The organism is Candidatus Clostridium helianthi (assembly GCF_045310795.1).
In the GTDB taxonomy this organism is placed as follows: Bacteria; Bacillota; Clostridia; order Clostridiales; family Clostridiaceae; genus Clostridium; species Clostridium helianthi.
Window position 1 is genome coordinate 19,376 of the sequence record NZ_JBJIAB010000034.1, and the last position, 16,813, is coordinate 36,188.

General features: G+C 31.1%; 15 protein-coding genes and 1 riboswitch. Of the genes, 1 reads left to right on the forward strand and 14 read right to left on the reverse strand.

The features are described 5' to 3' along the window. Nucleotides 1-68 precede the first annotated feature (68 nt). The 9 genes from thiE to ACJDTP_RS20490 all read right to left on the reverse strand — a co-directional run bounded on the left by thiE (nucleotide 69) and on the right by ACJDTP_RS20490 (nucleotide 10,531). Complete coding sequence (gene thiE / locus ACJDTP_RS20450; protein ID WP_406762271.1) at nucleotides 69-698, reverse strand: thiamine phosphate synthase; 630 nt, start codon at nucleotides 696-698, stop codon at nucleotides 69-71. Nucleotides 699-790: 92 nt separating this feature from the next. Then, nucleotides 791-1,621: a hydroxyethylthiazole kinase gene (gene thiM / locus ACJDTP_RS20455; RefSeq protein ID WP_406762272.1), complete on the reverse strand. Its 831-nt coding sequence runs from the start codon at nucleotides 1,619-1,621 to the stop codon at nucleotides 791-793. Nucleotides 1,622-1,827: 206 nt separating this feature from the next. Beyond that, entirely contained in the window at nucleotides 1,828-3,138 is a 1,311-nt protein-coding gene (gene thiC / locus ACJDTP_RS20460; RefSeq protein ID WP_406762273.1) for a phosphomethylpyrimidine synthase ThiC, read from the reverse strand. A 116-nt stretch (nucleotides 3,139-3,254) separates the two neighbouring features. After that, the gene (thiD, locus tag ACJDTP_RS20465) at nucleotides 3,255-4,061 is read right to left on the reverse strand and encodes a bifunctional hydroxymethylpyrimidine kinase/phosphomethylpyrimidine kinase (RefSeq protein ID WP_406762274.1); all 807 of its coding nucleotides are present in this window, start codon (nucleotides 4,059-4,061) and stop codon (nucleotides 3,255-3,257) included. 30 nt (nucleotides 4,062-4,091) lie between these two features. After that, nucleotides 4,092-4,631 (reverse strand): energy coupling factor transporter S component ThiW, encoded by a 540-nt coding sequence (gene thiW / locus ACJDTP_RS20470; RefSeq protein ID WP_406762275.1) that lies wholly within the window; start codon nucleotides 4,629-4,631, stop codon nucleotides 4,092-4,094. Nucleotides 4,632-4,824: 193 nt separating this feature from the next. Then, nucleotides 4,825-4,935, reverse strand: a riboswitch (TPP riboswitch). Between the two features lie 65 nt (nucleotides 4,936-5,000). After that, a complete protein-coding gene (locus ACJDTP_RS20475; RefSeq protein ID WP_406762276.1) occupies nucleotides 5,001-6,575 on the reverse strand; it encodes an FMN-binding protein in 1,575 nt (524 codons plus the stop codon). A gap of 428 nt (nucleotides 6,576-7,003) precedes the next feature. Next, the gene (locus ACJDTP_RS20480; RefSeq protein WP_406762277.1) at nucleotides 7,004-8,029 is read right to left on the reverse strand and encodes an FAD:protein FMN transferase; all 1,026 of its coding nucleotides are present in this window, start codon (nucleotides 8,027-8,029) and stop codon (nucleotides 7,004-7,006) included. Nucleotides 8,030-8,288: 259 nt separating this feature from the next. Then, nucleotides 8,289-9,845 (reverse strand): sensor histidine kinase, encoded by a 1,557-nt coding sequence (locus ACJDTP_RS20485; RefSeq protein ID WP_406762278.1) that lies wholly within the window; start codon nucleotides 9,843-9,845, stop codon nucleotides 8,289-8,291. Next, nucleotides 9,842-10,531 (reverse strand): response regulator transcription factor, encoded by a 690-nt coding sequence (locus ACJDTP_RS20490; RefSeq protein WP_406762279.1) that lies wholly within the window; start codon nucleotides 10,529-10,531, stop codon nucleotides 9,842-9,844. Before ACJDTP_RS20490 ends, ACJDTP_RS20485 begins: the two co-directional genes overlap by 4 nt. 420 nt (nucleotides 10,532-10,951) lie before the next feature. On the opposite strand from ACJDTP_RS20490, the gene ACJDTP_RS20495 reads away from it, so the two are divergent. Continuing rightward, complete coding sequence (locus ACJDTP_RS20495) at nucleotides 10,952-11,236, forward strand: putative quinol monooxygenase (RefSeq protein WP_103697925.1); 285 nt, start codon at nucleotides 10,952-10,954, stop codon at nucleotides 11,234-11,236. 454 nt (nucleotides 11,237-11,690) lie between these two features. Here ACJDTP_RS20495 and sdaAA read toward each other — a convergent pair whose 3' ends face one another. The 5 genes from sdaAA to ACJDTP_RS20520 form a co-directional block, all read right to left on the reverse strand. After that, nucleotides 11,691-12,569 (reverse strand): L-serine ammonia-lyase, iron-sulfur-dependent, subunit alpha, encoded by an 879-nt coding sequence (gene sdaAA / locus ACJDTP_RS20500; RefSeq protein ID WP_103697924.1) that lies wholly within the window; start codon nucleotides 12,567-12,569, stop codon nucleotides 11,691-11,693. A gap of 2 nt (nucleotides 12,570-12,571) precedes the next feature. Beyond that, nucleotides 12,572-13,252, reverse strand: coding sequence for an L-serine ammonia-lyase, iron-sulfur-dependent subunit beta (sdaAB, locus tag ACJDTP_RS20505; RefSeq protein ID WP_103697923.1), 681 nt, complete (start codon nucleotides 13,250-13,252; stop codon nucleotides 12,572-12,574). Between the two features lie 280 nt (nucleotides 13,253-13,532). Next, on the reverse strand, nucleotides 13,533-13,886 hold the full coding sequence (locus ACJDTP_RS20510; protein WP_103697922.1) for a DUF1667 domain-containing protein: 354 nt from the start codon (nucleotides 13,884-13,886) through the stop codon (nucleotides 13,533-13,535). A gap of 1 nt (nucleotide 13,887) precedes the next feature. Beyond that, nucleotides 13,888-15,141, reverse strand: coding sequence for an NAD(P)/FAD-dependent oxidoreductase (locus tag ACJDTP_RS20515; protein WP_012060663.1), 1,254 nt, complete (start codon nucleotides 15,139-15,141; stop codon nucleotides 13,888-13,890). Nucleotides 15,142-15,158: 17 nt separating this feature from the next. Next, complete coding sequence (locus ACJDTP_RS20520; RefSeq protein WP_406762280.1) at nucleotides 15,159-16,586, reverse strand: NAD(P)/FAD-dependent oxidoreductase; 1,428 nt, start codon at nucleotides 16,584-16,586, stop codon at nucleotides 15,159-15,161. Nucleotides 16,587-16,813: the final 227 nt, after the last annotated feature.

The window sequence follows — 16,813 nt, forward strand, 5'->3', positions numbered from 1 at the left end:
AATAAAATAAAAGCACCATACCAGAAATTCCAGTAAACAGTGCCTTTAAAATACTATATATTTAATAGTTAGATTTTAATAAATTCATTTTTTAATTCTCTAGCGGCTGCAGTAATATCTTTCTTAGCTATAATAGCAGAAACTATTGCAAGTCCATCAATTCCTATTCCTTCGAAATCCTTAACTCTATCCTTATTTATTCCACCTATTACAACTATAGGTATAGATACATTTTCTCTAATTTTTCTTAATTCATCCATACTAGTTGAATCTGCGTCTTTTTTAGTACCAGTTGAATACATCGCACCAACTCCTAAATAATCAGCTCCATTTTTTTCTGCTTCAAGAGCTTCATTTACAGACCGTGTTGAAACTCCAAGGATTTTATCATCTCCTATGACTTTTCTTACAATTGCTGCAGGAATATCACTTTGTCCAACATGTACTCCAGCCGCATCTACTGCTAGTGCAATATCCACTCTATCATTTATTATTAATGGAATATTGTGTTTATCTGTAATTTCTTTAACTCTCACAGCTGTATTATAGAAGTCGAGTGATGAACAATCTTTTTCTCTTAATTGAATTAATGTACATCCTCCAATTATAGCTTTTTCCACAGCTTCTTCTAAAGTTTCTGTACTCATTAAATCTCTATCTGTTACAAGGTAGATACTATAATCTATTTTAGGTTTCATGAAACTCCTCTCTCCTTCATATTATATTTTAGATAAGTTCACACATTAATGCGTGTATTTTATTTTAATGATATACACGCAAACATTGTTTATTATATTTCCTTTATCTTATTCATCTTTTCAATGATATTAGAAGTCAAATTGCTTATGGCATCTATAATTGCAATATGAAAACTTCCTGTTCCAATCTTCCCTGCTTTATCCAAAGCAATTTCACCCGATATTCCCATTGAAATGATACCAGAAACTGCTCCTATAAAATAATCTGAACCTGCCCCACAAAACGCTCCAATTAATGCAGTTGTCATGCAGCCTGTTCCTGTGACGTTAGATAACATCTTAGTTCCATTTTCAAGTATAACTACTCTTTCTCCATCAGATATAATATCTGTTGCACCTGTAATGGCTACAGTACACTGAAGTTTTTTAGCTAAGTTTTTAGCTACATCTATTCCCTCATCATTTCCTGTTCTTGCATCATTTTCTGAGGCATCAACTCCCTTAGTTGTAGAGCCCAATCCGCTTATAAATTTAATCTCAGACATATTTCCACGTAAAACACTTATTTTCACTTCTTCTAATAATCTCTTTGTTGTTGAATTTCTAAAATCTGATGCTCCTGCTCCAACTGGGTCAAAAACGACTGGAATATTTAATTCATTTGCTTTCTTACCAGATGCAATCATAGATTCAATAGTTCGCTCATTTAATGTTCCAATATTTATTACAAGGGCAGATGAAATCTTAGTAATATCTGCTGCTTCTTTTATATCATCAGCCATAATTGGTGATGCACCTATTGCAAGTAAAATATTCGCACAATCATTAACTGTAACATAATTTGTTATATTATGCACAAGTGGTTTCTTATTCCTAACTTCATTTAATAAACTTCCTATTTTAATTGATATTTCATTACTCATAAATATCTTTTAGTGAGAATTCATTCTTTTAATAATCCTCACTAAAATACCTCCTCTCAAAAGTAAAAATTTTTCAAGTTTCTTTTGCTTGATATCTATGTTGCAATTATGAACTTGCATTTAAAATTCTAGTAAACTAAGTACTCAATAAAAATAATACTATAGAAATTCAACTGCAACATATATAATTATACCTCATATAAATCTTATTTCTGGTCGAGAAGCTCCACTTTATCGCCATTTAAAATTCTGTTAGTTGTTCTCACAGCACACATTTTCCCGCACATAGAACAGCTATGCATATCTTCTGGTGGCACACTTTCAAAATATTCTCTAGCCTTTTTCCCATCAATAGCAATCTTGAACATCTCTTCCCAATCAAGTTTTTGACGAGCATCTGCCATTGCATTATCTCTATCTCTAGCCCCTGGAAGTCCATTAGCAATGTCTGCTGCATGAGCTGCAATTTTGGATGCAATAATTCCTTCTCTAACATCGGATAAATCAGGAAGTCTTAAATGCTCAGCTGGTGTTACATAGCAAAGGAAATTAGCTCCATGTGTTGCTGCAATAGCGCCACCAATAGCTGAAGTTATATGATCATACCCAGGTGCAATATCTGTAACAAGAGGGCCTAGTACATAGAAAGGTGCCCCATGGCATAACCTTTTTTCAATTTGCATATTAGCTGCGATCTCATTCATTGCCATATGTCCTGGTCCTTCTATCATAACTTGTACATCTTTTTCCCAAGCTCTTCTTGTTAATAATCCTAACTCTATAAGTTCTGTAATTTGTCCAGCATCTGTTGAATCATCAATACAGCCAGGTCTCATAGCATCTCCAAGACTTATTGTTACATCATATTCTCTTAGTATATCAAGTAATTCATCATAGTATTCATAAAATGGATTCTCATTTCCTGTCATCTCCATCCAAGCAAATAGTAATGATCCTCCTCTTGATACTATATTTAATCTTCTCTTATCTTCTTTAAATAGTGAAACTGTTCTTTTATTTATTCCTGCATGAATAGTAACAAAATCAACTCCAGCTTTAGCATGAGCTAACACTACGTCAAGGAAATCTTTTGCTTTTATATCTAAAAGATCTTTTTCAAGGTATCCAATTGCATCATACATAGGAACAGTTCCTATCATAGCTGGAGAATATTCTATAAGCTTTTCCCTGAACTCTTGAGTCTTCCCGTAATTACTTAAATCCATTATTGCTTCTGCACCAAGATCAATTGCCATTTTTACTTTTTCCATCTCTCTGCAATAATCAACTGAATCTCCTGATATCCCTAAGTTTACATTTATCTTTGTTCTTAATCCATCACCAATCCCTTCAGGACTAAGTGATTTATGATTGATGTTAGCCGGTATAGCTACTTTGCCTTCTGCAACAAGTTTCATTAATTTTTCTTCTGAAATTCTTTCTTTTTCCGCTACTATTTTCATTTCCTTTGTAACTATACCTTTTTTAGCTGCTTCCATTTGTGTTTTATAATTCATTTCTTTCCCTCTCCTCATACCATTATTATTTAATTTATTAGTTATAAAATTTAACTTGAGTTATATAGCATTAATTAATACTGCCTGATAAATGCATGTAAATAAAATTTCAAAAATTATTCAATCATTCCTGCTTTCTTATATAGCTCGTAAAAATGATTAGTAGGGCCTACACCTTTACCAAGCTCAAAACCATGTTCGATTGCACATGTTATATACTCTTTACCACTTCTAACTGCTTCTTCTATTGTCATATTCTTAGCTAAATTTGCTGCTATAGTTGAAGATAAAGTACATCCTGTTCCATGAGTATGGGTAGTATTTATCCTTTCTTGTTTTAGAATAAGAAAATTCTTTCCATCATATAACAAGTCTGTTGCTTCCCCTTCTAAATGCCCCCCTTTAACTAAAACTGCCTTCGGACCAAGTTCTTTAAGTTTCAAGGCCGCATCCTTCATTTCATCTAAGTTTTCTATTTTCATCCCTAAAATTTCTTCTGCTTCTGGTAAATTAGGAGTTATTAATGTTGCTAATGGAAATAATTCCTTAACTAAAGTATCTTTTGAATCCTTAGATAACAGGTTAAATCCACTTTTAGAAATCATAACTGGATCTAGAACTATCACCGGTAGTTTATCAACTTTTCTCAAAGATTTTGATATAGCTTTTATAGATTCAATTTTAGAAACCATTCCTATTTTTATAGCATCTACTCTTATATCTTCAAAAATAACATTTATCTGAGATTCAATCATTTCAGGATTTATATCTTGAATTCCAAAAACCCCCATAGTATTTTGAGCCGTTACCGCTGTGATAACACTCATCCCATATACTCCATTTGCTGAGAAAGCTTTTAAATCCGCTTGAATTCCTGCTCCTCCGCAAGTATCTGATCCTGCAATAGTTAATGCTCTAAACATAAACTCATCCTTTCACATGTAATATTTCATTCAAATCTTATCTATGTTATTAGTTTCTTCTCTCTCTACTTGAAATTCATTATCTACTAGTATTTTTTTAATGACAGGAACTTTTATAAAAAAGTACGCTATAATCGCTCCAACACTACAACTTGATATAAACGGAACAACATATACAAAAACTGCAACTTGTTTTCCTAATACCATTGTAGCTATTGGATAAGCTAATAATGCTCCTAATATTCCAGTTCCAATTATTTCTCCAATTACTGCAGTACCTGGCTTCCTAAACTTTTTATAAAGAATTCCTGCAAGTAATGCTCCTATCATGCTTCCTGGAAAGGCTAATAAACTTCCTGTTCCCATAAAATTTCTTATTAGAGATGTTACAAATGCATTCATAAGAGCATATACTGGCCCAAGTGTTATTGCTCCAACTACATTTACGAAATGTTGTATTGGAGATATTTTAGCGGCTCCAATCGGTATTGAAAATGTTCCGAAAATAACAGAAATACCGATTAATACACCACTTAGTGCTATCTTCTGTGCTTTACTCTTTTCTTTCATTAAAAATCACTCCTTTAATAATAAAATCAATAAACTTACTTTATTAATGTGAAATAAATTTTTTACTAAATCACCTTTGCAATGACGTTTAAATTAATTAACCTTAAAAGAAGTTAATTCTTTTGCATAAAAAAAATGTATCCACAAGGGATACATCAATAAATCATGCACAAATCATATCAATACTTACACAAATAATATTAATATACTTCCCTACGCTGGTATTATCCAAATCAGGTTATAAGAGTCTAGGAAATCAATCTTTCCAATCTCAGCCAAAATATTAGCTCCCCTAGTTATTCAATTATAAAATTTTCTTTCACAATTTAAAGGTTATACCATTAAGTTTAAAACGTCAAGTATATTTTATTATTTTGCTCCATTCAAAGCATTTGTTACCGCACTCATGATACCCTTTGAACTATAAGTTGCCCCAGATACAGTATCTACTGATGTTGATTGTTTTGAAATTATGCTCTTAATTATAGTTCCCTCTGCTCTTTGATAAAACTTTGGAGTATCTTGATTAGATATAGCTTGTATACTTGATATCTTCCCATCCGACACAGTTACAGAAACCTTAGTTGTTCCTCCTCTATAGCCTGTTCCACTTCCTGTATATGTTCCGTCCTTATATTCACTTGCATTATTTTGAACTGTATTTGAACTTGTAGTTTCATGATTCAATTTTGAACTTTCTGGTGCAGCTTCAGTTTTATTTGCATTACTATTATCTGAAATACCATTTGTTAAATCTCCAATAGCTGCTTGTTCTAATGCACTTTTAACAGCACTTATAATACCTTTACTACTAAATGTAGCTCCTGAAACGGTATCTACTGATGTTGATTGTTTTGAAATTATACTATTAGTTATAGTTCCTTCTGCTCTTTGATAAAACTTTGGAGTATCTTCATTAGATATAGTTTCTATTTTGGTTATTTTTCCATTAGAGATAGTAACTGACATTTCAGTTTGTCCGCCTCTGTATCCTTGTCCAATGCCTGTGTATGTTCCATCCTTATATTTTTGCGAAGATTCTGTTTGTGAATTTAAATTGCTTGAAACTGCGCTACTTTTAGCTGTGATTCCAGATTTAGTTACTGCATTACCGGCAAAGTTAGTAAGTCCATATATACCTAAAAATGCAGCCATAGCTACTGATCCTGTTAACTTAGCATCTAAATCTCTTCCAAGTACATTTACATTAGCATTATTTCTGTAACATACTTCAGTACATTTTAAGCAATTTATACAATCTCCACCTTTGACACAATCTACCTTATAGAGCGATAAACCCATTGAACAATTCATTGTGCAAGCTCTACATTTACCACAATCAGCTTTTGGCTTATTAATCTTAACTATTCCAATCTTAGAAATAATAGAGAATATTGCCCCTAAAGGACATAGGTATCTGCAGAAAAACCTCTCAATAAACGCTGCTCCTATTGTGATTAATATTAAAAATATCAATCCAACAAGTAAACTCGAAAAAATAGTAGATACATCAGTTATTTGACCGAAAACATCCCAAGGACTTGTGCTTTCTAGTATACTGCTTCCCATAGTCCATGAAATAGCTATTATAAAAAGTAATACTACATATTTGAAATACTTAAGTATAGAATCAACTTTTTCATCTACTCTAAATTTTATTTTGAATACTTTTTTTGATATAAAATATACTAAATCATTATATGCGCCAAATGCACATATCCAACCACAGAACCATCTTCCTAATACTATAGTCAAAAGCATAATAGCTATAAATTCTATTAAGCTTGGTAATGCTTCCAAAAAGTTAAAATTACCATTGATAATCATTTGATATACAGTTTTTACTTCACTGAATGTCATTGAATAAAGGCCTGGTAACAGAATAAATGTAATCAATTGTATAATATGCCTTATAATCTGCGATTTTTTTATTTTACTTGCCATATTTCTTTCCCCTCTTCTAACTCTCTATATTTAGCAATAATAAACTTTTATGTTAATTATCATTAATCACATTTTTCCAATTAATTTCTAATAGAAATATTATTTTCACTTCATTATCTGCTATTTCAATTTCTTTGATTAAGTGAATTATAGCAATAGAACCTTAACGCGCCCTTAATCTAAACTGAGAATTCGCTGAGAAATGGCAATTAAAACATCTTAGAATTAAGAAAAAAGCTAGATAGTTAGAATAATGTAAATAAAAAAAGATATTACAAATTGAATTTATCCCTGCTAGTAGGTTGCATTCCAACTTAACGAGTTTTGTTTCAATCTGTATTATCTCTTCTTATCATTTTGCTTGATTTAAAGCTTTCTTATTGCCTCAATTATGCCCTTACTTCTATATTTAGCTCCAGGCACAGTATCTAAAAAAATTCACTATCTGTTAATGTAAAAATACTTTCATCAATACCTGATGTTTTATATATTTTCTTATCTTCTGTAATAAATATAGCGTCAATCCCCTCTATAGTCTCTATAATCTTCATAGCCTTATCAATACCAATTATATAAACACCAGTTGACAAGCCATCTCCGTCGATTGAATTGTCTGATATAATAGTTGCACTTATAATTTTACTTTCAGATGGGTATCCTGTTTTAGGGTCAATTATATGATGAAATTTCTTTCCATCTTTTATAAAATATCTTTCATAGTTACCTGAGGTTACTATTGATTTATTTTTTACGCTTAATATTCCTATAAATTCTCCCCTAGGCTTAAATGGATTTTGAATTCCAACTTTCCAAGCTGAACCGTCTTCCTTACTTCCAAGAGCAAAAATGTTTCCACCTAAATCAATTAATGCACTTTTAATATTATGCTGATAAAAAATATCTCTTACTTCATCAGCCGCAAATCCTTTTGCAATACCTCCGACATCTAAAGCCTGTTTATCATGTTTTAGCATTATTAAATTATTTTTGTCATCAAAAATAACATCATTATAATTTATGAGTTTTAATACCTTCTCTATTTTAGATTTTTCCGGAATTCGTTCTTCTTTTGTACCTATACTCCATAACTTTACTAATGGTCTTATTGTTGGATCAAAAGTACCTTCTAAAATTCTACTGTATTCTATGGCTTTTTTAACTACAAAATAAGTATCATTATTTACTTTCTCTCCCTTATTTCCTGCATTAAAATTTATTTTTGATATATCACTACTTTCTTTAAAAGCTGACATTCTATTATCAATTTCATTTAACCTTTCTAGCGCTTTATCTATTGCTACTTTAGCTTTATTTCCATTTGCTCTTAAGTTGATCAAAGTTCCAAGAGCATAACTGCTCTTAGCAACTTCATGTTTTTCAATTTTACCAGTCACAAGTACAAAAAATAAAACGACTGTTATTATCACAGCCATTAATATAAAAATTATTACCATACTTATAATATTCACCGCCTAAAATATATAAATTTCCTCATTGTTGGAATTATAACAAAAAAGTCTTAATGTATCCTTAGTTAAAGCTTAGAATTTGCTGAGAACTATTTAAGATTACTCACCCAGATTTTCTTAGCGATGTCTTAAACTAAAGATGCGTTGATATTTTAATCAATAGAATAAAGAAATATACTAAAAAAGATGTTACAAAATAATATGATCAATCTATTTTGTAACATCTTTTCTTATTTAGGCACAATCAAGAAACATCAAATCCATCTGCCTTATTTTCTAATTTTAAATATATTGAGAATGTTGTCCCGACTCCAAGCTCACTTTCTACTCTTATTTTTCCACGATTGCTATCAATTATTGATTTTACTATAGAAAGACCCAATCCATATCCCCCTCGTTCCCTAGCTCTGTGAGAATCACTTCTGAAAAATCTATCGTATATTTTATCTAAATGCTCTTTAGGTATTCCAGTTCCATTATCAGATATCTTCAAAACCGCGAAGGTTTTATTTTTGTAATCTTCTATACCTATAGAAATTGTTATAACACCTTTTTCTTTATCAGTATGAATTACAGCATTTTGAGCCATATTGAATATGACCTGCTTAATTTGATTTTTATTTATATATACATCTATATAATCCTTCAACTCTATATTTAAAGTTCTATCCTTAGAAAGTATCTGCAGTTGAGGAATTATTTCATTTATAACATCATTCAAATTCTCCTTTTTTATTTCAACAACTGGCTGCTGATCTAACCTAGTTAATATTAAAAGATCATTTACCAGTTTTGCAAGCCTTTCACTTTCCATCAATATGCTGTTTAAAGCCAAATCTAATTTTTCCTGATTTTTTGCTGCCCCTCTTAATAATACTTCAACAAAACCATGAATTGAAGTTAGTGGTGTACGTAATTCATGTGATGCATCAGATACAAATCGTCTCATTTTTTCTTTGATAAGCTGTTCCTTTTCAAATGACGTCTCTATTCTTTCAAGCATAATATTAAAGGATTTTGATAATCTATTAATTTCTAATTGACCACTTTCTTCCGTTAGTCTTGTATGCAGATCAATTACACTTATTCCTTCCACAGTATCAGTTATCTTATATAACGGCTTCAATGTTCGATTAAAAATAGTGATTCCAAGTATTGTTCCCACTATGAGAATCATAATTGAAAGACTAATATGCACATACTCTTGCCTATCTAAGATACTTGTAATATCGTCTATTGGTGTACTCAACTGTATTAACCCTGATGGTGTATCTAAATCCCCAACTTTTATCCATGCAACCATTTGATAATTATTGTTTTCATCTCTTACTACTTCATATGTATGTTCTAAATTCCCTTGCTCATTGCAAATCTCTATATATTTCTCTCTAGAAAGCACCGGTACTGGTATCTCTTTCCTCTTTCGTTCATCCGGCTCCTTTGAATCATCGTCACCGTCATCATCATCTCTAGGTGTATCTATATTGCTTCTTTGACCTAACAGCTCTCCATTTTTATTTATTAGAGCTACACTCATATTTTTATCCCATAAATTCTTTAAAATTTCTTTAGTATCACTTTCAGTTATATCCTCCATATTTTCTTTTGACATTTTCTTAAAGTCTAGATTATGAAACCTCTCATGAAGCACTTGCACCTTTGTTTTATATAAATAATTTTTCATACTTATATACTGAAAAAGTCCCATTATTCCCAGTAATAGAATTAATATCACAAGAAACCTAAATAACAACTGCCATTTCAAACTCTTTATTTTTAATTTATTTTTTAATTTTTTCATTGTGCCACCATCTTATATCCAACACCGCGGACAGTTTTAATGATATTATGATCTTTGTCTCCAATTTTATCTCTTAAGTACCTTATATATACTTCAACAATATTATCTTCTCCATTAAAATCATATCCCCATACTTTTTCAAGTATAAGCGATTTGCTCAATGCTATTCCATTATTCATAAGTAAAAAACTCAACAAGTTGTATTGCGTTGGAGGTAGCTCTAATACTTTTTCAAGATAAGTTATTTCATGAGCTTTATCATCCACTTTAAAATTTCCTATATTAGTAATATCGCTTAGCTCCGGAAAACTATTTCTTATCCTAGCATTAATGCGTGCTAAAAGCTCCTTGAAGCTAAAAGGTTTTGCCATATAATCATCCGCTCCAATATCCAACCCTTTTACCTTATCATCAACTTCGTCTAATGCTGTTAGCATAATAACTGATGTTTTTATAGACTTCTTAATAATTGAACATACCTCATATCCATCCATTCCCGGCAACATAATATCCAATATCACTATATTAGGGTTTATTTTACTTGCTATCTCGATTGCTTGATTCCCATCATATGCCTCATATACTAAATAACCTTCAGCTTCCAACCCCATTTTAATAAAGTCCACTATACTTTTTTCATCATCAACTATAAGAATAGTAATCTGATTTCTTACTCCTAAGTTCATTAAATTCCTCTCCTCTATTAATAAAATAGCTTTTCCTAACTTCAAAAGTCTTTTAAGTCAATAAATTGTAATCAAAATTATTTATAAATCTTTTTAGACATTTTTATATAGATAGCTTATTTCAACATATTATACTATAGTTAGTTTAGTAATTTTATAGTTAATTATATACAAATTCATATACTGGAACAATAAATTAAGAAATTTGCATATATTATTCTAGTTAAATTTCTACATTCTGGCCTTAATCAAGTCCTTAGATTACTAGAGCTTTAAATTAAATTTTATTATTGCAACATGTTATAGTAAGTTTATATATGTACTAAATTCTTCTATATCATCTATTACTAATAAAGTTAAAATATTTCTTAATTAAGTGATATACTAATTTTAATAAATATTATAGAAAGAAGGATTAATATGATAAAAATAGTGGCCAAAAGTGTTATTAAAAATGAACAAACAGAAAAATATCTAAGCCTTGCGAAAGAGTTAGTTGATAAAAGTAGAGAAGAAGAAGGCTGTATCTCATATGGATTGTTTCAAGATATTAATGATAGTTCTATATTCACATTTATAGAAGAATGGAAAGACGAAAAAGCAATTAATTTGCATAACAACAGTGAGCATTTTACAAGAATAGTTCCTTTACTAGGTGAGCTTCGTGTAGGCAATGGAGAAGTAAATTTATACAAAGAAATATAAAAATCCCAACGACATCTTCTTAAGGTATTATTAGTCACTAGATACCTTAAGTAAACTTAAAGTTATATATGTAAATACCGAAAGAAAGATCATTCATTTGTTCCAGGTTGCTGGAGTATTTAGCTGTGAATTTCCATTAGAAGAAGTTGCACCATTTCTGCATGCTCCCGAGGCAAGCTCGTGACAAGCAATAAATGAAACAACTTCTACTAATGAAATATCTACAGCTAAAAACTCAATGCAACACTTCTACAAAAGAATGACCTTCCTTTCTAGTGTAAACTATAATTAAAAATATATATTTTACTTTATGTTCGGTATCTATATTCGAAATAACCAAAGGCATATGTTAAGTAGTTGAAGTTATGGATAAATAAAGAATCAGAATACATGTATTCTATTTCGATTGTTTATCAATTTACTTTAAGTTCTGTACAATACTTTAATATGTGCATTATTTCTTTCCAAATACCTGTTCTTTAAGTTTTAGTCCTGTTTTAGTTACAGCTATTCCACCTAAAGCTGTTTCTCTAAGTGATTCTGGCAAGCTTTTTCCTACCTTATACATAGCACTTACCGTATCGTCAAATGGTATTTTTGAAGCTACACCTGCCATTACCATATCTGCCATGCATAAAGCAGTTATTGCTCCTTGTGCATTTCTCTTGGCACATGGTATTTCAACAAGGCCCGCAACTGGATCACAAACAAGGCCAAGTACATTTTTAATTACTATGGCTGCTGCATCTAAACTCATCTCAGGAGTTCCTCCCATCATCTCAACAACAGCAGCTGCTCCCATTGCGGAAGCTGACCCACATTCCGCCTGACATCCACCTTCTGCTCCTGCTAGTGTTGCATTTAATCCAATAATCATTCCTACAGCAGCTGCGGCAAATAATCCATTTATAAGTCCTTCTTCATCTAATCCAAGTTTTTCTCCAGCACTTAAAATTACTGCTGGCAATATTCCACAAGAACCAGCTGTTGGACATGCAACTATCTTACCCATAGACGCATTAACCTCGGATGAAGAAAGTGCCATAGCCATAGCTATATTAGTTACATCACCTGTTAAGGTTTTTCCTCTACTAGCATAATTATGTATCTTAAAAGCATCTCCACCGATTAATCCGCTAACAGAATAAACTTCTTTCTCCATTGCCTCATTAGCAGCCGAGATCATAACACTCAAATTTTTCCTCATTTTCTCTATTACTTCGTCTCTTGACAATCCTTTTTCTTCTACTTCATATCTTATTGCATATTCACTTAGTGAAATATTATGTTTTTCACATATTTCTAACAATTCCATACCTGTTTTTGCAAACATTATTATTCACCTTCCTTTGCTGGGCTTATTGAAATTACATTATGTACTAATTCTATTTTCTTAATTTTCTCTATTAAAATATTATTCACTTTATTGTCCATCTCAAAAATCATTATAGCTTCATGCCCTTTTTGTTGCCTAAAAACTCTCATAAAAGCTACATTTATATTTTCACTGTATAATATACTTGTAACACTATTAATTACCCCTGGCGCATCTTTATGAGCTATTATTAAAGTTTCATACATTCCAGTAAAATCAACCTTATTATTATTAACTTCTATAACCTGAATATTTCCACCACCAATTGATGATCCCATAACTTCGCAGTACTTCCCATCAACTGTTTTTATAATGAATTTTACTGTGTTAGGATGAACATCCCCTAATTCTGCTTCCTTAAATGAAAATTTAACACCTTTTTCTTTTGCTATATCCATAGAATATCTAAGTTTTTCATCGCTTGGTTCCATTCCTAAGATACCAGCAACTAAAGCCCTATCTGTTCCATGCCCTTTATATGTTTTAGCGAATGAACCATGTAGTAAAAATGTCACCTCTGATACATCTCCACCTGCTATACTTCTTGCTATCTTCCCAAGCCTCGCTGCACCTGCTGTATGTGAACTTGAGGGTCCTATCATAATAGGACCCAAAATATCGAAAACTCCTATCCCTTTCATTGTGAGAAATATCCTCCCTTTTATTTATTATATATATCATTAGTTTTTCTTTATTAATATATTTGTACCCTAGCTTTTTCTATCTAAATAATATCATAAATTTGATTACATATATATGTTTCAATTTAGTTTCTACATATTAATAGTGATTTAGCACTTAACCTGCTGGAATTTTAAATCTAGTTATTGTTAGAATATGTGATTTCTAAAATATAATCCATAATAAAAGCATCATCAATATTAAATATTGATGATGCTTTAACCAAACTTTCATTAGTTTCTACTTTTGATGTATATTTCTTGTCGCAACTATATCTACACCAGTTCCAAGAACATCTTTTATTACAACATCTCCTATTTTAACAGGAGCCTTTATTGTTACTTTATTTATTTCTTCCATGCATTTGAAATTAAGTCCTTTAGGAATTGGATTATTTGTTTTAACAGGTACTACTGGTAATTCTCCATTGTCTACTTTAACAGTTGAAGTTATTACTCTTACTGGGTTTGTAACTTCATTTATTCCATACTCAATACCTCTATTACAGCCATTACCTTGTACACTTTTATTTTCAGCATCTACTTTTAAATGACATCCCTTAGGGCAACATATACAAATTAATTCTTTTTCCATTTTATTCACCATCCTCTAATGATATTGTTATATCACCTTTAACTTTCTCTAATAGCACCTTACTTAAAACTACCTTTTCCATTTCTGATGGTGCTAAGTGAGCTCTTTTAAATTTAGCTATAACTTCATCATTGCATCTTACAACTAATGCCTTATTATGATATATGTTATTTACTCTCATAAATACAGTTAGTTTATCATCAACAGCTTCTGCATTAACTTTTTGTGGTACTGTATAATTTATATTTGCACCATTTATTATGTTTACATATTTGTCTTTCTTAAGTTCACCCTTAATGTATTTAGCAGCAGAGAAACCTGCATGTTTTGACTCTTGAGTTACAAAATCAACTAAGTCATGGACATGAACTACATTACCACATGCAAATATTCCTTCTACTGAAGTTTCCATACTCTCATTAACAATTAAACCATTAGTTCTTCTATCAGGTTCAAGTCCGGCATTAAATGATATTTCATTTTCTGGAATTAATCCAACTGATAGTAGTAGTGTATCTACATCAAATTCTTTCTCAGTTCCTTTAATAGGTCTCTTATTTTCATCTACTTCTGCTATTACTACTTTTTCAAGTCTCTTATCTCCTACAATATCTACAACTGTGTGTGATAAATATAGAGGAATATCATAATCATTTAAACATTGCACTATATTTCTATTTAATCCATTTGAATATGGACATAATTCGACTACAGCTTTAACTTTAGCTCCTTCAAGAGTCATTCTTCTAGCCATTATAAGTCCAATATCTCCTGATCCTAAAATAAGGACTTCTTTACCAGGCATATATCCTTCTACATTTATATATCTTTGCGCTGCACCTGCATTAAATACACCCGCTGGTCTATCACCAGGAATATTTATAGCACCTCTAGTTCTCTCCCTACAACCCATTGCAAGAATTATAGCTTTAGCCTTAAGTTCCATATATCCTTCTTCTGTATTTATTGCATAAACAGTTTTATCTTTTCCGATTTCTAATACCATAGTGTCTAGTTTAACTTCAACATTAGTATCTTGAATCATTTCAATGAATCTTCCTGCATATTCTGGTCCTGTAAGCTCTTCCTTAAAAGTATGAAGTCCAAAACCATTATGAATACATTGATTTAATATACCACCTAATTCTTTATCTCTTTCTAAAATTAATATTTTTTTAATTCCACTATTATATGCTTCATATGCTGCTGCAAGACCAGCTGGTCCTCCACCTACTACTATTAATTCATAACTCATAATAACACCTCATCCTTCTATTTTGTCTTACCTAATAATATATATGAACCTGATTTTTCTTGAACTACATCTTCAAGTGGGATATTACATTCTCTTGCTATTATTTCCTGAACTCTTGGTCCGCAGAATCCACCTTGACATCTTCCCATTCCTGGTCTACATCTTCTTTTAATACTATCTAAGGATGGTATCCCTATACTTCTCTTTATTGCATCTACAATCTCACCTTCTGTTATGCTTTCACATCTGCAAACCATTCTTCCATATTGCGGATTTTTCTTTATTAATTCAGCTTTTTCTTTAGCTGATAATTCCATAAAATGAATTTGTTCTCTTTTTGCCTTAAAGTCTGATTTTTTATCTAACTTACATCCTGCTTCTTTCAATATTTCTACAACATCAAGAGCTATAGCTGGTGCTGAAGAAAGGCCAGGTGATTTCATTCCTGCAACATCTATGAAACCTTTGACTTCATCATTTTCTTCTACTATAAAATCACCTGTATCTGGATTAGCACGAAGACCTGCAAAGCTCCTTATTATTTCTCTAAAATTAACTTTATTAGTTGTACGCATTGAAGCGTCTCTTACTTCATTTAATCCTTCTGCTAGTGTTCCAACATCGCCTTTATCTTCTATATCTCTGGCATCAGGTCCAACTAATAAATTTCCATGAACAGTTGGAGTAACTAAAACCCCTTTTCCAAGTTTTGATGGACATTGGAATATTGTATGGCTAACTACACTTCCCTGAGTTTTATCCATTACAAAGTATTCTCCGCTTCTTGGTACTATCTTAAAGCTTTCCTTACAAACTAAATTATGAATTTTATCTGCATAAAGTCCAGCTGCATTTATTACAAATTTTGATTCTATTATTTCTCCATCTTTAGTTGTAATTTTGAATGTATCATTTTTTTCTATTGCAACAACTTCTTTTTCTAGCTTAATTTCTCCTCCATTAGCTACTGCATTTTCTGCTAGTGCGATTGTATATTCAAACGGACCTACTATACCACCAGTTGGTGCATATAAAGCTCCAAAAATTTCTTGATTAAGGTTTGGTTCCTTTTCTAGAACCTGTTCTTTACTTAAAATTTGTAAATCTTTTACGCCTATTTTTGTTCCATTTTCATAAAGAGCTTGTACTGTTTTCATATCTTCATCGTTAAAAGCTATTATCAGAGATCCGTTTCTCTTAAAAGGTACACTTAACTCTTTGCAAAGATCTTCAAACATCTCATTTCCAGCTACATTATATTTTGCCATTAAAGTACCTTCTTTAGGATCATATCCAGCATGAACTATTGCTGAATTTGCTTTGCTTGTTCCCATCGATACATCTTTTTCTTTTTCTAAAACAACTACTTTTAAATTATACTTAGTTAGTTCCCTAAAAATAGAATTTCCAATAACCCCTGATCCAATTATTGCTACATCATACATATTACATCCTCCTTATTAATAGCGCATAAAAAAAGTCAAGCTAAAAACAAGGTGTAATCCACCAACGTTTTCATGCTTGACTCTATATTCTCTCAGCATTTATTTTAAATTATATATACATTATATCATGTAAATGTATACTTGTCTACTATTTACTCTGAATTTTCAATTTTACTTTATTTTAAAATACCATTTTAAACTATGTACCCTAGATGTCATCAACATTT